Below are 20,143 nucleotides of genomic sequence, written 5' to 3'. Positions count from 1 at the left end.
CGCGCACGGCAGACGGCACGCTGCGTGCTCCGTCTTCTGACTGGCGCGCCGCGGGACGAACCGGACCTCGTACGCGGCGGCGCCGCCTGCCCGAGGAGGTCGAAGATGCGACATCAAGCCATTGCGGTCATCGGCGGTTCGGGATTCATCGGCAGCCATCTCGTCAACGCGCTCGTCGAGGCGGGCAAGGACGTGCGCGTCGCCACCCGACGCCGCTACAACGCCCGCCATCTCACCCTGCTGCCCGTCGACGTGATCGAGGCCGATGTGTCCGATCCGGTCGCGCTCGCGGCGTTCGTCGAAAATGCGGACGCAGTCATCAATCTTGTCGGCACGCTCAACGGCGGGCGCGGCGATCCCTACGGCCCGGGCTTCGCGAAGCTGCACGTCGACTTGCCCACGAAGATCGTCGCCGCCTGCGAGGGCAAGGGCGTCCATCGCCTGATCCACGTGAGCGCCCTCGGCGCCGACCCGCGCGGGCCGAGCATGTACCTGCGCTCCAAGGGCGACGGCGAGAAAGCCGTGCACGCGGCCCCGGCGCTCGCTACGACCATCTTCCGGCCTTCCGTCGTGTTCGGTCCCGAGGACACCTTCCTCAACCGTTTCGCGCTCCTGCAGCGGCTCTTCCCGATGATTCCGCTCGCTATGCCCGACGCGAAGTTCCAGCCGGTGTTCGTGGGCGATGTGTCGAAGGCGATCGTCAACGTGCTCGATCTCGATGCCGCGAGCGGGCACACTTACGAACTCGGCGGCCCGACGGTCTACACGCTCGAACAGTTGCTGCAGTATTGCGGCGAAGTGGTGGGTCGGCACGCGCGCATCGTGCGGCTGCCCGACGCGTTCGGCCGCCTGCAGGCGCTCTCGTTCGAAATGGCGCCGGGCGTGCCGGTGCTCACGCGCGATAATCTCGATTCGATGAAGGTGGACAGCGTGCTGACCGGGCCGCTCGCCCCCGAGCTCGATATCGAGCCCGCGAGCATCGAGACGATCGCGCCGCTCTATCTCGCCGACGCCTCGCTGCGTTCGCGGCTGAACATCTTTCGCGCCAGTGCCGGCCGATAGCCCAACGCGGACTCTCAGCCGGCGCTTATTCAACTCACAACGGTCATTGGAACAATGAAGCTCGTAATCGGAGACAAGAACTATTCGTCGTGGTCGATGCGTCCGTGGGTGCTGCTCAAGCACTTCGGCATTGCGTTCGAGGAGGTGTTGATCGAGCTCGACGAGCCGGCCACCCGGTCGTCGATCCTCGCGTTCTCGGCCTCGGGCAAGGTGCCGTGCCTCGTTGGCGACGACGGCTTTGCCGTGTGGGATTCGCTCGCGATTGCCGAGACGCTCGCCGAGCGCTTCCCGCAGCACGCGCTGTGGCCGCGCGACGCGAACGCGCGCGCCCGCGCGCGCAGTGTGAGCGCGGAGATGCATTCGGGCTTCGGCGAAGTGCGCAACCACATGCCGATGAACATCCGCAAGGTGAAGCCGGGCGCCGGCGCGACGCCGGGTGCGCTCGCCGACGTCGCGCGCATCGACGCGCTCTGGCGCGAGTGTCTCGCCGCGAGCGGCGGGCCGTTCCTGTTCGGCGAGTTCAGCATTGCCGACGCGATGTACGCGCCGGTCGTCATGCGCTTCAACAGCTACCAGCCGAAGCTCTCGCCCGAAGCGGCGGCGTACGCGCAGCGCGTGAGCGCACTGCCCGCGGTGACCGAGTGGGTCGAGGCGGCGCGCCGCGAAACGCATATCGTCCAGGACGACGAGCGCGACGACGAATGAAGATCTATGTCGTAGGCGGCGCGATCCGCGACGAGATGCTCGGGCTGCCCGTGCGCGACCGCGACTATGTCGTGGTGGGCGCGACGCCCGAGCAGATGGCCGCGCAGGGCTATCGTCCGGTGGGCAAGGACTTCCCGGTCTTTCTGCATCCCGAAACGCACGCGGAGTACGCGCTTGCGCGCACCGAGCGCAAGACGGCGGCCGGCTATCACGGCTTCCAGTTTTTCTACGCGCCTGACGTGACACTCGAGGAAGATCTCGCGCGGCGCGACCTCACCATCAACGCGATGGCGCGCGAAGTGCAGCCGGGGGGCGTGCTCACGGGGGAAGTCGTCGATCCGTTCGGCGGCGCGCGCGATCTCGAGGCGCGCGTGTTCCGCCACGTGAGCGACGCGTTTCTCGAAGACCCCGTGCGCATTCTTCGCATCGCGCGCTTCGCCGCGCGATTCGCCGATTTCACCGTCGCGCCCGAAACGCTCGAACTCATGCGCGAGATGGTCGCATCAGGCGAAGTCGATTCACTCGTGCCCGAGCGCGTGTGGCAGGAAATCGCCCGCGGTCTCATGGAAGCGAAGCCGTCGCGCATGTTCGAGGTGCTGCGCGATTGCGGCGCGCTCGCGCGCGTGCTGCCCGAGGTCGACGCGCTGTGGGGCGTACCGCAGCGCGCCGACTATCACCCGGAGATCGACACCGGCGTGCACGTGATGATGGTGATCGACCATGCGGCCGCGCAGGGCTACACGCTGCCGGTGCGCTTCGCGGCGCTCACGCACGATCTCGGCAAGGGCACGACGCCCGAGGACGTGCTGCCGCGTCACATCGGCCACGAAGGGCGCAGCGTCGATCTGCTCAAACCGCTGTGCGACCGTCTGCGCGTGCCCAACGACTGCCGCGAGCTGGCGGTGCTGGTCGCGCGCGAGCACGGCAACGTGCATCGCGTGATGGAGATGGGCGCGGCGGCGCTCGTGCGCATGCTCGAACGTTGCGACGCGCTGCGCAAACCCGCGCGTTTCGCCGAGGCGTTGCAGGCCTGCGAGGCCGATTTGCGCGGGCGGCTGAACTGGGAGAACGCGCCTTATCCGCAGGCGGAGCGCCTGCGGATCGCGCTCGTGGCTGCGCGCGGCGTCGATGCGGGGGCGATTGCGCGCTCGATCGAACGCGGCGGCGCCGAGAAGATCAAGGAAGCGGTGCACGAGGCGCGCGTGGCGGCGGTGGAAGGCGCGCTCGCAGCGGCTTGACCGGTCGAGCGCGCGTTCAGAGCACGCGCACGAGAAACGAAAGCGCCATCGAAAGCACGAGTGTCGACATGAACGGCAGCGGATATTCGCGGCCGAAAATGCGCAGCGTGATGTCGCCCGGCAGCCGCCCGATGCCGAGCTTTCTGAGCCAGGGCTGGGCGCTCGAGAGAATCGCCACGGCGATGAAGGTGGTGAGAAACCAGCGGATCATGGTCGCGTGGCGTGAGCGTCAGAGTGTGTGGCTGCGGTCGCCGCGCGCAAACGCCGCGATGGTCTCGTCGATGCCGCGCGAAAACGCGATCACCTTGAACAGCTCGCCCATCTCGCTTTCCGATACGAGTTTCTGCACCGCGTTCGCGGCGGGCAGAAAGCGCTGCGCGTCGTGCGGATCGATCTCGCTCAGCACGTCGGTAATGCCCGCGTTCATCAGAAAGCGCGCCTGTGTGGTATAGCCGAGCAGGTCCGCGCCCGCTTCGACGCCCGCTTCGGCAATGCCCGTGAATTCCACGTGCGCGGTGATGTCCTGCAAACCGGGATAGAGGAACGGGTCGCCGTGAGCGCGGTGCCGGTAGTGGCACATCAGCGTGCCTTGCGCGCGCTGCGCATGATAGTACTCGTGGCGCGGAAAGCCATAGTCGATGAAGAAAGCCGCGCCGCGCTGGAGCATCGCGCAAACCGTGCGCGTGAAGGCGAGTGCGGCTTCGTGCGTTTCGGTCACGTAGTCTTCGCTGCCTTCCACGCCTGCGAGCGCGCTCTCGGGCCAGTTGGCATCGCGCCCGGAGTTCGCCGGCTGATCGGAAAAGACGAAGGCGCCTTCTGCGTTTGCGCTCACGCCGCGCTCGTGCCAGACGGCGTCCTTGCGCGAGAAGAGGCGCACCGGCATGGCGTCGAGCACCTCGTTGCCGATCACCACGCCTTCGAACTGCGCGGGCAGCGCATCGAGCCACGTCACGCGACTCAGCAGTGCCGGCGCGAGCTGCACGATGGTCTTGCGCTGGCGCTCGCGCAACTCGCCCGACAGATCGACGATGGCGTAGGAGTCGAACGCCACGCCTGCTGCGTCGAGTGCGAGCATCAGACCCGCCGCGAGGCGGCCCGTGCCCGCACCGAATTCCATCAGACGGTGCGTGCCGCTGGCGGCGAGCGCTTCGCCCACGGCGCGCGCGAGCGTCGCGGCAAAGAGCGGCGAAAGCTCGGGCGCGGTCACGAAGTCGCTGCCGTCGTCGGCAAAGAGGCCGAATTTGCGTGCGCCGCCGCCGTAGTAGCCGAGTCCCGGCGCATAGAGTGCGCGCTCCATGTAGCGGTCGAACGGGAGCCACCCGCCCGCCGCGGCGATCTCGGCGCGCAACGTGGCCGCGAGCGCCTCGGACTGTGCGAGCGCGATCGGCTCGGGAACAGGTAAACTATCGGGTTCGTGAGCTTTCGGATTCATCCCGGCATTGTAAATGAGCGCAACTCCCGGCATCCGCCCGGCTGACGCCGACATGAGTGCATCCGACAACGGATCGCGCCCCGATTTTGGCGTAGCGGCGCCCGTCGTGCTGGTCACGGGCGGAGCACGCCGTATTGGCCGCGAGTTCTCGCTCGGCTTTGCGCAGCGCGGCTGGGACGTCGCGGTCCACTACGGCGAGTCGCGCGAGGCCGCCGAGGAAGTCGTCGCGCAGATCGCGGCGCTGGGCCGCCGGGCTGTGGCGCTGCACGCCGACCTCGGCGACGAAGCCCAGGTGGCGCGGCTCGTGCCGGATTGTGTCGCGGCGCTCGGTCGTCCGGCGTGCGTGCTCAACAATGCCTCGCGCTTCGACGAGGACACCGCGCAGGATGTGGGCTACGCGAAGCTGCTGCAGCTGATGGCGATCAACGTGGGCGCGCCGCTCGTGCTCTCGCGCATGCTGTACGAGGCAACGCCCGAAGCGGCGGCGGACGACGAGACGCTGCGCCCGTGTGTGATCAACGTGCTCGACCAGAAGCTGTACAACATGAATCCCGACTATCTGTCGTACACGCTGACGAAGGCCGCGCTGCAGAACGCCACCGTCGCGCTTGCCCAGGCGCTCGCGCCAAAGGTGAGGGTGGTCGGGCTCGCGCCCGGCCTGACGCTGCAGTCGGGCGACCAGACGCCGGCGAGCTTCGCCGCCGCGCACCAGGTTACGCCGCTCAAGCGCGCGTCGCGGCCCGCCGATCTCGTGGAAGCGGCGCTGTATCTGGCGCGGGCGACCGGCGTGACCGGCACGACGCTCGTCGTGGACGGCGGCCAGCATCTCCTGCCGCTGCCCCGCGACGTGATGTTTTTGACGGGCGGCTGACGCCCGAACGTGGATTGCATCTAGTTTTGCAACTAAATGCATAGCCCGCTGCGCGCAGAACGGCGAGCCAGCGGTGCTGACGAAGACAAAGGAATGCAAGCCGCCGCGCACGAGCGGTTTTGCAGACCGGCTGAACGACCCGCCGGGCGCGCCGCGCCGGCATACGTGCGAGAGAACGCACGCTTTTATCGACTGGAACCCGTATGTCCACCGTTTTGCTTCACCCCCGGCTCGCCGATTGCCGCCGGCTCTTCCTGCGCGACTACGAAGTGCACATCAACATCGGCGTGCATGAGTTCGAGAAGCGCGGCGAACAGCGCGTCATCATCAATGTCGACCTGTTCGTGCCGCTTGCTTCGACCACGCCGCAAGAGGACAAACTGCGCGAAGTCGTCGACTACGACTTCATGCGCTCGACCGTCGCCGAACGCGTGGGCAAAGGCCATATCCATCTGCAGGAGACGCTCTGCGACGATCTCGCCGCGGCGCTGCTTTCGCACGAACTCGTGCGCGCGGTGCGCGTTTCGACCGAGAAGCCCGACGTTTATCCGGACTGCGACGCGGTGGGCGTCGAGGTCTTTCGCATCAAAGAGGACTGATTCATGAACGCCCCCGAAACGCTACCCGTTGGCGAGGACGCCGCGACCGAAGAGACGGGCCGCCAGGTGCTCACGCGCCGCGAGCAGAAGGAAGCCTACGAGAACAACAAGCTGTTCAAGCGCATCGTGCGTCAGGTCGGCCAGGCGATCGGCGACTACAAGATGATCGAGAACGGCGACAAGGTCATGGTTTGCCTGTCGGGCGGCAAGGACAGTTACGCGATGCTCGACGTGCTGCTGCGCCTGCGCGAGCGCGCGCCGATCGACTTCGACATCGTGGCCGTGAACCTCGACCAGAAGCAACCGGGCTTTCCGGAGCACGTGCTGCCCGAATATCTCGACCGCGTGGGCGTGCCGTATCACATCGAGAACCAGGACACGTACAGCATCGTCAAGCGCCTCGTACCCGAGGGCAAGACGACCTGCTCGCTGTGCTCGCGCCTGCGCCGGGGCATTCTGTACCGCGTGGCGGGCGAACTGGGCGCGACCAAGATCGCGCTGGGCCATCATCGCGACGACATTCTCCAGACGCTGCTGCTGAACCTGTTCTACGGCGGCAAGCTCAAGGGCATGCCGCCCAAGCTGCAGTCGGACGACGGCAAGAACGTCGTGATCCGGCCGCTTGCCTACGTGAAGGAAACCGATCTCGAGAAGTACGCGGTGCTGCGCGAATTCCCGATCATTCCATGCAACCTGTGCGGCAGTCAGCCGAACCTGAAGCGCGCGGAGATGAAGGCGCTGATCCGCGAGTGGGACAAGCGCTTCCCGGGCCGCGTGGAGAACATGTTCAACGCGCTAGGCAACGTCGTGCCTTCGCACCTCATGGACGCGAACCTGTTCAACTTCGCGGACCTGCGCGCGACGGGCGTGGCCGATCCGGCCGGCGACATCGCGTTCGACGAAGAGCCGTGCTCGACCGACCCGGCGCCCACGGAAGGCACGGCGATCAAGTTCACGCCGTTCGACGATCTTTGAGCCTTACCTCAGATCGTCTCTGTGGTTCTGAAACGCTCCGACCCCGCATCGGAGCGTTTTTACTTCCGCCTGTCGATCCGAAGAAAAGCAGTTGTAAAACAATGTTTTTCGGGGCACGAGAGCCCGGCCGGCCGGCGTGTCGGGGATATCCCGCATGCTAAAATCGGCCGCTTCATCCTCATTCAGTCACTGATGCAATGAACATCGTGATCCTCGCGGCAGGCATGGGCAAACGCATGCACTCCGCGCTGCCGAAAGTGCTCCATCCGCTCGCCGGCAAGCCGCTCCTCTCGCACGTCATCGATACTGCCCGCACGCTGTCGCCCACTCGCCTCGTCGTCGTGGTCGGCCATGGCGGCGAAGCCGTGCGCGAAGCCGTCGGCGCGCCCGACGTCCAGTTCGCGCTGCAGGCGCAGCAGCTCGGCACGGGGCACGCGCTCGCGCAGGCGCTGTCGCTGCTCGACGCGAACGTGCCCACGCTCGTGCTCTACGGCGACGTGCCGCTCACGCGCGCTTCCACGCTCAAGCGTCTCGTCGACACCGCTGGCGAGAACGGCTACGGCATCCTCACCGTCACGCTCGACGACCCGACCGGTTACGGCCGCATCGTGCGCGACGCGGCGGGCAAGGTCGAGCGCATCGTCGAGCAGAAGGACGCGAACGAAGCGCAGCGCAAGATCGCCGAGATCAACACGGGCATCGTCGTGACGCCCACCGCGCCGCTCGCGGGCTGGCTGGCCGCGCTGAAGAACGACAACGCGCAGGGCGAGTACTACCTCACCGACGTGGTGGAAGCCGCGATCGCCGCCGGTCATCCGGCCGTGACCGCGCAGCCCGACGCAGAATGGGAAACGCTCGGCGTGAACAGCAAGCAGCAGCTCGCCGAACTCGAGCGCGTGCATCAGCGCAACGTGGCCGAAGCGCTGCTCGTCGCGGGCGTGACGCTCGCGGACCCCGCGCGCATCGACGTGCGCGGCTCGCTTCGCTGCGGGCGCGACGTGTTCATCGACGTGAACTGCGTATTCGAAGGCGAGGTGACGCTGGCGGACAACGTGAGCGTGGGCCCGAACTGCGTGATTCGCAGCGCGTCGATCGGCGCGGGCACGCGCGTGGACGCCTACACGCATATCGAAAACGCGGCTGTCGGCGCGAACGCGGTGCTCGGGCCGTATGCGCGTCTGCGTCCCGGCGCGAAGCTCGCCGATGAAGTTCACGTGGGCAACTTCGTCGAGGTGAAGAACGCGAACATCGGCGTGGGCTCGAAGGCGAATCACCTGAGCTACGTGGGCGACGCCGATGTCGGCGCGGGCGTGAACATCGGCGCGGGCACCATCACCTGCAATTACGACGGCGCGAACAAGCACCGCACGATCATCGAGGACAACGTGTTCGTGGGTTCGGATACGCAGCTCGTCGCGCCCGTGCGCGTGGGCCGCGGCGTGACCATCGCGGCGGGCACGACGGTGTGGAAGGACGTGCCGGAAGCCACGCTCGTGCTCAACGAAAAAACGCAGATCGCGAAAACCGGCTACGTTCGGCCGGTGAAGAAAAAGAACTGAACGGTTGAATTGCGGGCACCGCCTGTCGCACGACAAGCGCGCGGCGCCCACGCCTCTCATTGCAAAGGATCGAATCCATGTGCGGCATCGTCGGCGCGGTTGCGCTTCGTAACATCGTTCCCGTCCTGATCGAAGGACTGCGGCGGCTCGAATATCGCGGCTACGACTCGTGCGGCGTGGCCGTCGTGACGGCCGACGGCCCGCAGCGCGTGCGCAGCGTGGCGCGCGTGGCCGAGCTCGACGAGCAGGTGCGCGAGGCGCACTTCGAAGGCGTGACCGGTATCGCGCACACGCGCTGGGCCACGCACGGTGCGCCCACGGTGAACAATGCGCACCCGATCTTCTCGCGCGACACGCTCGCGATCGTGCACAACGGCATCATCGAGAACTACGAGTCGCTGCGCGAAATGCTGCGCGCGAAGGGCTACGAGTTCGTTTCGCAGACCGACACCGAAGTCATCGCGCATCTGATCCACAGCCTGTATCAGGGCGACCTGTTCGTCGCCGTGCGCGCGGCCGTGCAGCAACTCGCGGGCGCGTATGCGATCGGCGTGGTGCACAAGAGCCAGCCGCATACGGTGGTCGGCGCGCGCGCCGGGTCGCCGCTCGTGGTGGGCTATGGCAAGGGTGAGAATTTCATCGCGTCGGACGGGCTCGCCATCGCGGGCAGCGCCGAGCACATCAGCTATCTGGAAGAGGGCGATGTGTGCGAGATCACGCTGGAAGGCGTGCGCATCGCCGATCGCGCGGGCAACATCGTGACGCGCGAAGTGCGCGACGTGCAGGCCTATGGCGCGTATGGCGGCGCGGTCGATCTCGGCCCGTATCGCCACTACATGCAGAAGGAAATCTTCGAGCAGCCGCGTGCGATCTCCGACACCATTCCCGCCACCGACGCCTTCACGCCCGAACTCTTCGGCGAGAACGCGGGCGAGGTGTTCAAGGGCATCGACAGCATTCTGATTCTCGCGTGCGGCACGAGCTATTACGCAGGCCTCACGGCGAAGTACTGGCTCGAATCCGTGGCGAAGATCCGCACCGATGTCGAGATCGCGAGCGAATACCGCTATCGCGAGTCGGTGCCGAATCCGCGCGCGCTCGTCGTGACGATTTCGCAGTCGGGCGAAACCGCGGACACGCTCGCCGCGCTCAAGCACGCGCAGTCGCTCGGCATGGCGCACACGCTCGCGGTTTGCAACGTGGCGACGAGCGCGATGGTGCGACTCACCGCGCTCAAGTTCCTCACGCACGCAGGGCGCGAGATCGGCGTCGCGTCGACGAAGGCGTTCACCACGCAGCTCGTCGGCCTTTTCATTCTCGCCGTCACGCTCGGCAAGCTGCGCGGCCATGTGAATGCCGAACAGGAAAGCGCGCACCTGAAACTGCTGCGCCACCTGCCGGCCGCGCTCAACGGCGTGCTCGCGCTGGAGCCGCAGATCATCGCGTGGTCCGAAGAGTTCGCGCGCAAGGAAAACGCCTTGTTCCTCGGGCGCGGGCTGCATTATCCGATCGCGCTCGAAGGCGCGCTCAAGCTCAAGGAAATCTCGTACATCCACGCCGAGGCGTATCCGGCCGGCGAGCTCAAGCACGGGCCGCTTGCGCTCGTGACCGAGGCGATGCCCGTGGTGACGGTCGCGCCCAACGACGCGCTGCTCGAGAAGCTCAAGTCGAACATGCAGGAAGTGCGCGCGCGCGGCGGCCAGCTGTACGTGTTCGCCGATGCCGATACGCACATCACGAGCGAAGACGGCATCCACGTGATCCGCATGCCGGAACACTACGGGCTGCTCTCGCCGATCCTGCACGTCGTGCCGCTGCAACTGCTCGCGTATCACACGGCGTGCGTGCGCGGCACCGATGTGGACAAGCCGCGTAACCTCGCGAAGTCGGTGACGGTGGAGTGAGGTTGTTCGCGCGCTGATCGCGCCTGTTGAAAAAAGGGATGCCATAGCGGCATCCCTTTTTTATTGGCCGATCGCGGCAGAAGGCGTTGAGAGGCCTCCCAAGCGGCTGCCGCGACCCGGCGCGTGTTCAGGGGTGATCAGACGCCCTGCGCCGGTTCTGGGGGCGCGCAACGCGCTCGTCGGGACCATGCGCCTGTCCGCCATGGCGAACCTCTGCCGAAACGCCGCTGGACGGTCATAATGTCGCCGTTCGATCAAGGAGGCGAAAGTGGCAAACGTGGCGCAATCCCGGCAACCGGGGCAGTCCGGCAGACTCCCCCGCCTGTTCGTGTTTTCCGGTGCGGGACTGTCTGCGGAAAGCGGCATTTCGACGTTCCGCACCGGCGACGGCATCTGGTCCCATGCGAGCATCGACGAGGTCTGCAATTACCTCACGTGGCGCCGCAACCGGCCCGCGGTGTTCCGTTTCTACAACCAGCGCATCGCCGAATGCGGCGACGCGCGCCCGAACGCCGCCCACGAACGGCTCGCGAAGTGGCAGGACGCCTGGGGCACGGAGCGCGTGCATCTCGTCACGCAGAACATCGACGACATGCTCGAGCAGGCCGGCGCGCGCCAGGTGACGCATCTGCACGGCGACATGATTTCGCTGCTGTGCACCGATTGCGACTATCGGTTTCCCGTGTCCGGCCGCGCGCTCGATCCGCAAGCGGCCTGTCCGTCCTGCGGGCAGGTGGAGGGCGTGAAGCCCGGTGTAGTGTTTTTCAACGAGGCCGCGCCCGAGTACGAGACGCTCTGGCGCATTCAGAGCGACATGACGCCGGACGATCTCTTCATCGCCGTGGGGACGGCGTTCGAGGTGATCCCGCCCGAGCGGCTTCTGCCGCCTGCGCGTTGCGGGCATTACGCGCGCAATTTCCTCGTCGATCCGGCGCCACAGCGCACGGAATGCTTTGGCGTCGTCGAGGCCAAGCCCGCGACCATCGGTTTGCTCGATCTCGAGCCGACGATCGAGCGGATGATGGCGGACGACTAGCCCCCACAGTGTCCTCACGCGATGCATTCGGCAAGGGCGTGCCTCCTCGGGGCACGCCTTTTTTCATTGCGCATGCGTGGGACACTTGAACACAGCGTGGAATGACTTTGCGCGAATGCGCAGCACGCGAGCGAAGCGAGCGTCGCGTATATCCCCATAGTCTTTTCAGTATTTATATTTATAAGTAGTAGCAGTTAACAAGTCCTGGCATTAACTGTGGACAACACGAAAATTGCTTGTCGGCTCATACCGATGCAAAACGGATAGCCATGCGGACAAAGCTTGTACGCGTTGCGAGCTGCTGGGATAACTTTTCAGGTCGCAACGCCAGGTGCGTGGTTATCAAGAAGTGGTCCACAGGTCGTTCGCCAGGTCGTCCCCAGGTTGTCCAGAGGTGGGCGTGGATAACCTGGTTCGGCGCGACGCAATTACGCGTTATCCACACGAAAAAAATGGCGCCACTCGAAAGCGACGCCATTTGTCGAAATAGTGCGGAGCGCGAGATCAACGCCAGAAAATCATGGCGCGTTTTTACGCCGTTTCGGCAGGTTGCGCAGCGGCGCGCTGCTTCGCGAGCATGCGCGCTTGCCAGGCCGGCAGGAGCTGGCAGGCGAGCAGGCCGGCGAGAATGAGCGCGCAGCCGGCGAGTGCGCGCGGCGTGAGCGTTTCGCCGAGTGCGGCCCGGCCCGCGAGCGCGGCGAACACGCCTTCCATGCTGAAGATCACGGCGGCGTGCGCGGGCGCGGCGTCGCGCTGCGCGACGACCTGCAGCGTATAACCGATGCCCACCGAAAGCGCGCCGCCATAGAGGATGGTGGGCGCGGCGCGCACGATGTCGGCCGCGCGCAGCGGTTCGCACGCGAGCCCGATCGCGAGGCACACCACGCCGCAGGCGACGAACTGCACGATCGAAAGCGCGAGCGGATCGTGGCGCGGCGCGTAGTGGCCCACGAGCATGACCTGGATCGAGATCACGAGCGCGCAGCCGAGCTGGTACCAGTCGCCGTACATCACCGAAAAGTGCTCGTTGATGCTGAGGAAGTAGAGCCCAACCGCGGCGAGCGCGGCGCCGAGCCATGTGCCGATGCCCGTGCGATGGCGCAGCAGCACGCCGAGCATCGGCACGATCACGACATAGAGCGAACTGATGAAGCCGGCGTTGGCGATCTTCGTGTAGCCGAGTCCGATCTGCTGAAGCGAGATGGCGACGGCCAGCACGAGGCCGAGCACGGTGCCCGAGCGCAGCAGTGCGCCGTTGAACAGCGCCGGCGCCGCCGTGTTGCCGCGTTCCGCAGCGCCGCGCCCGCTGGTGCGGCGGCGTGCGAGCAGAAAGACCGAAACGACGCCGGCGCCCAGCAGGAAGCGCAGGCCGGTGAACAGGAATGGGCCGATGGCGTCGAGGCTCAGGCGCTGGGCGACGAACGCCGAGCCCCAGATCAGGGCGGCGGTCAGCATCAGGAGATTGGCGCGCAGGTGGCGGCGGGAGGCGGATTGCAAGCGGAGATCTCTTTTCGCGGGGAACTGTCAATCTGGCCCGAATTCACTTGGAGCAGGCCAATTCAGCGTATTACGTGAAAAAACAACGAACATCCGGAAAACGGACGCGTAAAGGCCGATCGTATCCGAATTGAAAGGGAATTGTCTCCCGGAAAATACACCCGGCCATTAGCGGATGACAAACGCCCTACGCTGCGTAATACTGCTTCGCGCGAAACGCCCGCCCAGATCGGCAAGCGGATCGTTTTGCGGTTTCACGCTGTTCTAATTCACAACGTGCCGGTCATTATTTGTCAGGTTTTGGGGAACAACAGATGAAAAAGATTCTCGCCTCGCTCATCGCAGCATCGTTCGCACTGGTCACGGCTTCGGCATTCGCACAAGACGCTTCGGCTCCCGCTGCGACCGCACCGGCAGCCAGCGCGCCCGCAAAGGCCAAGAAGCAGCACAAGCAACTCAAGCACCACGGCAAGCGTGCCGCTGTGTCGGAAGGCGCATCGGCCGCCGGTACGGCAGACAAGGGCCAGGCAAACTAAAGCGCCCTTCAGTCGTAAAAAAGCCAGAGCAACTGCTCTGGCTTTTTTTTGCGCGTTCGCCGCGGGTGCGAACTCAGGACGCTTCGCGTGCGAGCCCGGCCTCCAGCAATTCCGTCAGCAGGCCGTTCACGCCGCCGGGATGACCCTCGGCGCGCGCCTTCAGCTTCTCGACGAGATCGGCGTTGAGCTTGCACGCGAAGGGCACGAGCCCTTGCGCCTGGTCCAGCTTGCGCTGTTCGCGGCGGTCCAGCGCCGGTTGCGCCGCACCCTTGCCGAAGCGGTCGGGCCCGCTCTTGTGCGTCGCTTGCATCAGTTTCAGTGCCTTGTTCTTCTCAAGGTCGGTTTTCTTCATGGCCATATGTCGTGCTCCGGTGTTGGGCGGTGGCGCGCATTGTACGCAAACGCCCGCGTGCGTCCATCGCGGCGACTGGTCTCGTGAGCGCCATTCAGCCGCATCGAATACCCGTGAATACCACTACGCGTCGCCACCGCGATCCGGTCCCTCATGGCCGTTGTGGCGCTCGAGCCGGTCATGTGCCGCGTGCGCCTCGTTCACGGGGCGCGTGAGGCCGTCGATCAGCGTGCGCATGCGCTGCCAGTGCGAGCCTTCCCAGAACACCCGCCGGCAGACGTCGCAGGTCACGAAGCGCGTCTGCCGGTCGTAGACGCCGGCGGGCACGCGCTCGCGCACCGCGGCTCGCTCGATCGGCCGCAGCGGCGAGTTGCACATGAGGCAGAGGCGGAACGGCCGCGCGCTCGCGGCGAGGTCGAGCCGCTCGAAAATCTCGTGGACCTGGGCGCGCGGCTTGAGCGCGCGCACGTAGCAGCCGTGCGTGATGCTGCGCCGCTTGAGCAGTTCGCGGTCGCGCGTGAGGACGATGCGGTGTTCGGCGGCGGCGAGCGCCTCGATCTCGTCGTCGGGGAAGTGGTTGTCGTAGAGCGTATCGAAACCGGCCAGCCGCAGCAGTTGCGCGAGGCCGCCCAGATGCGCGTCGGCGACGAAGCGCAGTTCGCGCAGCGGCGCGTCGCGCACGCGCAGCAGCGGCCGGATGTCGAGCGCCTCGAACTTCGGGTAGACGGCCACGCGGTCGCCGTCCGCGAGCGCATGGTCGAAACCCACCGATTCGCCGTTCACGAGGATCAGTTCGACCTCCGTGTGCGGCACGCCGAGCGCTTCGATCATGTGTTTCGCCGTCGCGTTGCGCGCGCAGGCGCAACTGAACGCACGCCGGCGCAGCGGCCGCGCAAGAAAGTCGTTCAGCTCCTCGTAAAAACGGAAGGTGGCGGTGACCATGCCAAGCAGTATCGCACCGCCTGCCACAGCGCGCGTGCGTCCGCGCGGCGTGAGGGCCCGCCTGCAGCGTGGCCCGTCTTGTGCTGTACTGCACCTTTCCTCCGGGTTTCCCCTCGTTTTTAATCGAAGGAGCAGGCGATGGACATCGGATTTATCGGTCTTGGCGAAATGGGCGGTGCGATGGTCGGCAATCTGCTGAAGGCGGGCCACACGGTGCGCGTGTGGAACCGCACGGCCGCGAAGGCGCAGGCGCTTGCCGACGCGGGCGCGCGCATCGTCGGCACGCCGGGTGAGGCCTTCGCCGGCGACGCCGTGTTCTCGATGCTCGCCGACGACGCCGCGCTACGCGAGGTCATCGACGCGACGCTGCTCGACCATGCACCACAAGGGCTCGTGCACGTGAACATGGCGACCATCTCTGTCGCACTGGCCGAAGCGCTAGCACAGGCCCATGCCGGGCGTGGCCTGCACTACGTGGCGGCGCCGGTGCTCGGGCGCCCGGACGCCGCGCAGGCGGCGAAGCTCACGATCATGGCGGCAGGCGCGACCGAGGCGATCGACCGCGTGCAGCCGCTGTTCGACGTGATCGGCCAGAAAACGTGGCGCGTGGGTGCTGTGCCCCAGCAGGCGAACGTGATGAAACTCGCCGCGAACTTCATGCTGGCTGCGGCAGTCGAGTCGCTCGGGGAGGCCGCGGCGCTGCTCGACGGCTACGGCGTCGCCATGCGCGACTTCCTCGACGTCGTGACGGGCGGCCCGTTCCCGGGCCCGGTGTATGCGGGCTACGGCGGCATGATCGCGCAGCGGCGCTACGAGCCCGCACTCTTCAAGGCGCGCCTCGGCCTGAAGGACGTGCGGCTCGCGCTGGCCGCGGCCGACGCCGCCGCAACGCCGATGCCGCTCGCGAGCGTGCTGCGCGACAGCCTGCTCGAAGCCGTGGCGCACGGCGACGGCGACTCCGATTTCGCCGTGCTCGGCAAGGTGGCCGCGCGGCGCGCGGGCCGCGGTTGACGAGTCTGCGTGAAATGAAGGGCGCAATGAGGCGCGGCGAACGTCCGGGGGTGGTTTGCGATCAAAATCTTCAGACGACCGCGCGGTGACGCACAAAGACCCGGCGTGCGGCTGAGCACAATGTGACGCATCTCGATGGATGGCGACCGGTTTGACGGCGCCGCCCGCGATGTGGGGACGGGGAACCGATGACGACGACAGGGCACGCACCGGATCCAGCGGGAGATCCGGCTGCGAGGCCATTTTCAGGGTAGGAGAACGGCGGATGGAGACGCGCATCCTGATCGCCGATAACGACGAGAAGTCGCTGGACGGGCTCAGCACCTTGCTGGCCGATCTCGGCTACGGCGTATCTGTGGCACGCACGCTCGATGAGGCGCTCGACCTGGCTGCGCGCGGCGCGCCCGACGTGGCGATCGTGGCGCTTTCGCTCGCGCAGGACGAGCCCGGCGCGATCGTGCGAGCATTGCGCGCGATCAGCGGCGAGCGCGTACCGCTGATGATCGCGCTCGCCGGCTGGGGCGAATCGCGCCACCGCGACGAGGCGCTTACGGCGGGCTTCGACGTGCATCTGGTGCGGCCGGTGGGGCTCGATCAGCTGATGTTTATTTTGTCGATGACAGGACAATGATGGCTGTGTTGTTTTGAAGCAACATTCAGGGTGCGCACTACTTTACATGTTGCATCGCATCACGCTAGTCGATATACTGCTTCTTGTCTCCTCCATGTCTCCTCTGATATGGATTCAGCCCGCCAACCATTGGCGGGCTTTTTTTCGTCTGCAGGTTTTGCCTTGGCGCAAGACGAGGGCGTGGGGCAAAAAAAACCGGCTCAGCGAGCCGGTTTTTTGTTTGCGCTGCGAGTCCCGCTGCTTCAGGCATGCAGGCCGGTATTTTCAGCCGCGCCAATTGCGAGATTCATGCACTGGATCGCTGCGCCCGAAGCGCCCTTGCCCAGGTTGTCGAGGCGGGCAACGGTGACGAATTGCTCGTCGTTGCCGAACACGAACAGGTCGACACGGTTCGTGTCGTTGTTCGCCTGAACGTCGAACATGCCGGCGTCGAGGTTCTCATCGGCGTTGAACGGCGCCACGCGCACGAACGGCTCGCCTGCGTAGTACTCGGCGAAGAGCGCCTGCACGTCCTGCGGCTTGGCGCCGCGCGTGAGCTGCTTCGGCGAAAAATAGGTGGTGACCGAGAGGCCCTTGTAGAACGGCCCGACGATCGGCGTGAACACCGGTGCCGACTTCAGGCCGCCGTGCACCGCCATTTCCGGCAAATGCTTGTGCGTGAGGCCGAGCGCGTACGGGCGCGGGCTCGCGAGCTTCGCGTTGCCGCCTGCTTCGTACTCCGCAATCATCTTCTTGCCGCCGCCGCTGTAGCCGGTGAGCGAGTAGCTGTGCGCGGCGAAATCCGGCGCAACGAGGCCGGCTTCGACGAGCGGACGCATGGCGAGAATGAACGCCGAAGCGTGGCAACCGGGCACGGCGATGCGCTTCGATTTGCGCACCTTGTCGCGTTGGGCTTTGGTCAGCTCGGGCAGGCCGTAGGCCCAGTCGGCCTGGGTGCGGAACGCCGTGCTCGCGTCGATCAGCACGGTGCGATCGTTTTCGACGAGCGAGGCCGACTCGCGCGAGGCGACGTCGGGCAGGCACAGGAACGTCACGTCCGAAGCGTTGATGAGACGGCGGCGTTCTTCGACATCCTTGCGCTTCGCATCGTCGATACGCAGGATCTCGACGTCGGCGCGCGGCGACAGGTATTCAAAAATCTTCAGGCCGGTCGTGCCTTCCTGTCCGTCGACAAAAACTTTCGTGCTCATCTCAGTCTCTCTGAACGCGGGGATTGGGGGCGCCATCACCCAGGGCGATGCTGGAACGGTATTTTAAGACGTCATGCGGACGCGCGTGTGAACGCGTCCGGAAAAAATCGGGGCTTACCCGTAAGCGCTCAGACGCTCGCCGCGCGCAACCGCCCCCGCTCAGCGGCCGTACGTGACGGTGATTTGTGCGCTTCCGAGCGTCGAGCCACTGATCTCGCGATCGAACAGCGCTGCCGGGCGGCCTTGTGCGAGCGGCAGCGCTTCGACGTTCAGCGCATAGACGGTGACGACGTAGCGGTGGGGACTGCCCGGCGGCGGGCACGGTCCACCATAGCCGTCGATGTTGAAGTCGTTGCGCGCCTCGATCGCACCAAGCTTGCGCAACGCGCCCGTGGCGCTGGCGTTCTCCGGCAGGCTCGTTACGCGCGCCGGAATATTCGCGACGGCCCAGTGCCACCAGCCGCGTCCTGGCGCGTCGCGATCGAAGATCGTGATGGCAAAGCTCCGTGTGGCTGCGGGAGCATTGCGCCAGGTCAAACTGGGTGACTCGTTGGGTCCATTGCAGCCCGCATCGTTGAAGACCTGGCGCGGGCCGATTTTTCCGCCGTCGCTGAAATCGGCGCTCGATACTGTGAATGTTTCGCCTGCATAGGCTAAATTGGCTGTCGCCACAATGCTCGCCATCGCGAGCCACGCGCATAGGCGCGCACGGCGCGCGCAACCTGGCTGAAAGTCATATGGAGTACGCATCAGCGAGCTCTCCTGCATGTTTGTGAAATTCCGGCCACGTTTTTCTGAAGGAAACATTTGAATTGTTCGATGGTCCGACTCTGATCCAATATAGCGGTATAAGCGAGCGAGCTTTCGCTTGCGCGCGTACCAGGTGCGCGGGAGGATTTCGTTATAGTCGTATATTCTCCCGCTTAGGCACGTGGAGCTGTCGGACGCCGGAACAACAAGCGAAATGTGGACTGGCCGAGCGCCAAAGCAACAAGCAGGTTTGCCTACACGGAGGGCTAATGCAGCAACCAATCAGGGTCGTAGTCGCCGACGATCATCCGGTGATCTTGTTTGGTGCGGAACATGCACTGCTCAACTTTCCCGGCATCAAGGTAGTAGGGCGCGCCCGTCAGTCCACCGAACTCGTCAAGGCGTTGCAAGCCGGTCCCTGCGACGTGCTGGTGACCGACCTTGCCATGCCGGGCGGCCAGTACGGCGACGGTTTGCCGCTCATCGGCTACCTGCGGCGCAACTTCCCGAACGTTCCCATCGTCGTCCTCACGATGCTCGAAAATCCCGCGTTGCTCAAACGCCTCGGTGAACTCGGCGTGTTCGCGGTGGTGCACAAATCCGACGACCTGAGCCACATCGGCCTCGCGGTGCAGCATGTGAGCCGCAATCTCGAATACATGAGCCCACAGGTCAAGACCGCGCTCGATCAACTGCGCATCAACAGCGGCGGGAAAACCGATGAAGTGATTCTCTCAAAGCGAGAACTCGAGGTCGTGCGACTCTTTGTTTCGGGCATGACGATTAAAGAAATATCCGAGAAGCTGAACCGCAGTATTAAGACTATTAGTACTCAGAAGAACACGGCGATGCGCAAGCTCGGACTCGATCGAGACTCCGAACTGTTCCAGTACGCGCAGAGCAATGGCTTGCTCAATCTCTCCTCGTACGCGCCCAATGTGCCCGAAGCGGGCGGCGAGGCAGAAACGGCGCATTGATCCTGCCGCTCGACATTCGCTCGACGTTCGCTCGACGTTCGCATTACACCGCTGCACCAGCCAGAAAAAAGGCCATCTGCCCAGAGGCAGATGGCCCTTTTGCCACGCGCTCACGCTTGTGCGAGCGCGATTCGAGCGCTTACTGCGGTGCCGACGTCGCGCCGCCGTGCGCAGCCGACCACTCGGCCGGTGCGTGCAGGAATTTCTCGACTTCGTCGAGCGTCTTCGTTTCGAAGTAGCCCGACTCCTTGGCGACGCGCAGCACGTCCCACCAAGTGGCGAGCGCGTGCAGGTCGACGTCGATGTCCTTCAGGACCGAGACGCTTTCCTTGAAGATGTTGTAGTGGAACAGCACGAAGCAGTGGTTCACCTGCGCGCCGGCCGTGCGCAGCGCGTTGATGAAGTTGATCTTGCTGCGGCTGTCGGTGGTCAGGTCTTCGACGAGCAGCACGCGCTGGCCTTCGGTGAGCAGACCCTCGATCTGCGCGTTGCGGCCGAAACCCTTCGGCTTCTTGCGCACGTACTGCATGGGCACCATCAGGCGGTCGGAGAGCCAGGCCGCGAACGGAATGCCCGCGGTTTCGCCGCCGGCCACGGCGTCGATCTGTTCGTAGCCGACGTCGCGCAGGATCGTGGCTTCGGCCATTTCCATCAGGCCGCGGCGCACGCGCGGATACGAGATCAGCTTGCGGCAGTCGATGTAGACCGGGCTCGCCCAGCCGGAAGTGAAGATGAAGGGCTTTTCGGCGTTGAAGTGCACGGCCTTCACTTCGAGCAGCATTTTCGCGGTTGCGTCCGAGATCGTCTGGCGATCGTAGCCTGTCATGGGCGAATCCTTGGATATGAGTGCGAGAGGAGGGTGGGCGCGTGGCCCGG

At 65.5% G+C, this 20,143-nt stretch carries 21 protein-coding genes; 13 read left to right on the top strand and 8 right to left on the bottom strand.

Going from position 1 to position 20,143, the window contains the following annotated elements:
* The first annotated feature begins 105 nt into the window (after positions 1 to 105).
* The 3 genes from AB4Y36_RS06695 to AB4Y36_RS06685 are packed head-to-tail and all read left to right on the top strand — an operon-like array spanning position 106 to position 3,005.
* A complete protein-coding gene (locus AB4Y36_RS06695; RefSeq protein WP_342949226.1) occupies positions 106 to 1,062 on the top strand; it encodes a complex I NDUFA9 subunit family protein in 957 nt (318 codons plus the stop codon).
* Positions 1,063 to 1,116: 54 nt separating this feature from the next.
* Complete coding sequence (locus AB4Y36_RS06690) at positions 1,117 to 1,767, top strand: glutathione S-transferase family protein (RefSeq protein WP_069264262.1); 651 nt, start codon at positions 1,117 to 1,119, stop codon at positions 1,765 to 1,767.
* The gene (locus AB4Y36_RS06685; RefSeq protein WP_368682609.1) at positions 1,764 to 3,005 is read left to right on the top strand and encodes a multifunctional CCA addition/repair protein; all 1,242 of its coding nucleotides are present in this window, start codon (positions 1,764 to 1,766) and stop codon (positions 3,003 to 3,005) included. Before AB4Y36_RS06690 ends, AB4Y36_RS06685 begins: the two co-directional genes overlap by 4 nt.
* Positions 3,006 to 3,021: 16 nt before the next feature.
* Here AB4Y36_RS06685 and AB4Y36_RS06680 read toward each other — a convergent pair whose 3' ends face one another.
* Positions 3,022 to 3,216, bottom strand: a complete 195-nt coding sequence (locus AB4Y36_RS06680) for a DUF2905 domain-containing protein (RefSeq protein ID WP_158758829.1) — start codon at positions 3,214 to 3,216, stop codon at positions 3,022 to 3,024.
* Positions 3,217 to 3,234: 18 nt separating this feature from the next.
* On the bottom strand, positions 3,235 to 4,437 hold the full coding sequence (locus AB4Y36_RS06675; protein ID WP_368682608.1) for a class I SAM-dependent methyltransferase: 1,203 nt from the start codon (positions 4,435 to 4,437) through the stop codon (positions 3,235 to 3,237).
* Between the two features lie 52 nt (positions 4,438 to 4,489).
* Between AB4Y36_RS06675 and AB4Y36_RS06670 the strand changes: the two genes are divergently transcribed.
* From AB4Y36_RS06670 to AB4Y36_RS06645, 6 genes are all read left to right on the top strand, one after another.
* Positions 4,490 to 5,308: an SDR family oxidoreductase gene (locus tag AB4Y36_RS06670; protein WP_368682822.1), complete on the top strand. Its 819-nt coding sequence runs from the start codon at positions 4,490 to 4,492 to the stop codon at positions 5,306 to 5,308.
* Between the two features lie 203 nt (positions 5,309 to 5,511).
* Positions 5,512 to 5,907 (top strand): dihydroneopterin aldolase, encoded by a 396-nt coding sequence (locus AB4Y36_RS06665; RefSeq protein ID WP_069264253.1) that lies wholly within the window; start codon positions 5,512 to 5,514, stop codon positions 5,905 to 5,907.
* 3 nt (positions 5,908 to 5,910) lie between these two features.
* Entirely contained in the window at positions 5,911 to 6,882 is a 972-nt protein-coding gene (gene ttcA / locus AB4Y36_RS06660; RefSeq protein ID WP_368682607.1) for a tRNA 2-thiocytidine(32) synthetase TtcA, read from the top strand.
* A 197-nt stretch (positions 6,883 to 7,079) separates the two neighbouring features.
* Positions 7,080 to 8,441, top strand: coding sequence for a bifunctional UDP-N-acetylglucosamine diphosphorylase/glucosamine-1-phosphate N-acetyltransferase GlmU (glmU, locus tag AB4Y36_RS06655; RefSeq protein WP_368682606.1), 1,362 nt, complete (start codon positions 7,080 to 7,082; stop codon positions 8,439 to 8,441).
* 77 nt (positions 8,442 to 8,518) lie between these two features.
* Positions 8,519 to 10,345, top strand: a complete 1,827-nt coding sequence (glmS, locus tag AB4Y36_RS06650; protein ID WP_368682605.1) for a glutamine--fructose-6-phosphate transaminase (isomerizing) — start codon at positions 8,519 to 8,521, stop codon at positions 10,343 to 10,345.
* A gap of 268 nt (positions 10,346 to 10,613) precedes the next feature.
* A complete protein-coding gene (locus tag AB4Y36_RS06645; RefSeq protein ID WP_256094653.1) occupies positions 10,614 to 11,381 on the top strand; it encodes a Sir2 family NAD-dependent protein deacetylase in 768 nt (255 codons plus the stop codon).
* 531 nt (positions 11,382 to 11,912) lie between these two features.
* Here AB4Y36_RS06645 and AB4Y36_RS06640 read toward each other — a convergent pair.
* A complete protein-coding gene (locus AB4Y36_RS06640) occupies positions 11,913 to 12,878 on the bottom strand; it encodes a DMT family transporter (protein WP_368682604.1) in 966 nt (321 codons plus the stop codon).
* A 314-nt stretch (positions 12,879 to 13,192) separates the two neighbouring features.
* Here AB4Y36_RS06640 and AB4Y36_RS06635 point away from each other — a divergent pair, with 314 nt between their 5' ends.
* Positions 13,193 to 13,414: a hypothetical protein gene (locus tag AB4Y36_RS06635; protein ID WP_028203426.1), complete on the top strand. Its 222-nt coding sequence runs from the start codon at positions 13,193 to 13,195 to the stop codon at positions 13,412 to 13,414.
* A gap of 73 nt (positions 13,415 to 13,487) precedes the next feature.
* On the opposite strand, the gene AB4Y36_RS06630 is transcribed toward AB4Y36_RS06635, so the two are convergent.
* Positions 13,488 to 13,772 carry a hypothetical protein gene (locus AB4Y36_RS06630; RefSeq protein ID WP_069264245.1) on the bottom strand — a complete coding sequence of 95 codons (285 nt, stop codon included), beginning with the start codon at positions 13,770 to 13,772 and terminating at the stop codon, positions 13,488 to 13,490.
* Positions 13,773 to 13,889: 117 nt separating this feature from the next.
* Positions 13,890 to 14,708 (bottom strand): Mut7-C RNAse domain-containing protein, encoded by an 819-nt coding sequence (locus AB4Y36_RS06625; protein ID WP_069264244.1) that lies wholly within the window; start codon positions 14,706 to 14,708, stop codon positions 13,890 to 13,892.
* A gap of 138 nt (positions 14,709 to 14,846) precedes the next feature.
* On the opposite strand from AB4Y36_RS06625, the gene AB4Y36_RS06620 reads away from it, so the two are divergent.
* Both AB4Y36_RS06620 and AB4Y36_RS06615 read left to right on the top strand, forming a co-directional pair.
* The gene (locus tag AB4Y36_RS06620) at positions 14,847 to 15,719 is read left to right on the top strand and encodes an NAD(P)-dependent oxidoreductase (RefSeq protein WP_368682603.1); all 873 of its coding nucleotides are present in this window, start codon (positions 14,847 to 14,849) and stop codon (positions 15,717 to 15,719) included.
* 265 nt (positions 15,720 to 15,984) lie between these two features.
* Positions 15,985 to 16,350 carry a response regulator gene (locus AB4Y36_RS06615; protein WP_368618509.1) on the top strand — a complete coding sequence of 122 codons (366 nt, stop codon included), beginning with the start codon at positions 15,985 to 15,987 and terminating at the stop codon, positions 16,348 to 16,350.
* 242 nt (positions 16,351 to 16,592) lie between these two features.
* Here AB4Y36_RS06615 and argC read toward each other — a convergent pair whose 3' ends face one another.
* The gene (argC, locus tag AB4Y36_RS06610) at positions 16,593 to 17,540 is read right to left on the bottom strand and encodes an N-acetyl-gamma-glutamyl-phosphate reductase (protein ID WP_069264239.1); all 948 of its coding nucleotides are present in this window, start codon (positions 17,538 to 17,540) and stop codon (positions 16,593 to 16,595) included.
* A gap of 159 nt (positions 17,541 to 17,699) precedes the next feature.
* Positions 17,700 to 18,224, bottom strand: a complete 525-nt coding sequence (locus AB4Y36_RS06605) for a YbhB/YbcL family Raf kinase inhibitor-like protein (RefSeq protein ID WP_368682821.1) — start codon at positions 18,222 to 18,224, stop codon at positions 17,700 to 17,702.
* A gap of 335 nt (positions 18,225 to 18,559) precedes the next feature.
* Between AB4Y36_RS06605 and AB4Y36_RS06600 the strand changes: the two genes are divergently transcribed.
* Positions 18,560 to 19,267: a response regulator gene (locus tag AB4Y36_RS06600; RefSeq protein ID WP_069264237.1), complete on the top strand. Its 708-nt coding sequence runs from the start codon at positions 18,560 to 18,562 to the stop codon at positions 19,265 to 19,267.
* Between the two features lie 139 nt (positions 19,268 to 19,406).
* On the opposite strand, the gene AB4Y36_RS06595 is transcribed toward AB4Y36_RS06600, so the two are convergent.
* Positions 19,407 to 20,093, bottom strand: coding sequence for an orotate phosphoribosyltransferase (locus AB4Y36_RS06595; RefSeq protein ID WP_028203433.1), 687 nt, complete (start codon positions 20,091 to 20,093; stop codon positions 19,407 to 19,409).
* Between the last annotated feature and the right edge of the window lie 50 nt (positions 20,094 to 20,143).

The organism is Paraburkholderia sp. BR10936, assembly GCF_040965735.1.
Classification (GTDB): domain Bacteria; phylum Pseudomonadota; class Gammaproteobacteria; order Burkholderiales; family Burkholderiaceae; genus Paraburkholderia; species Paraburkholderia nodosa_A.
Note: the sequence above shows the minus strand (reverse complement) of the source record. Positions and strands in the feature narration are given on the sequence as shown.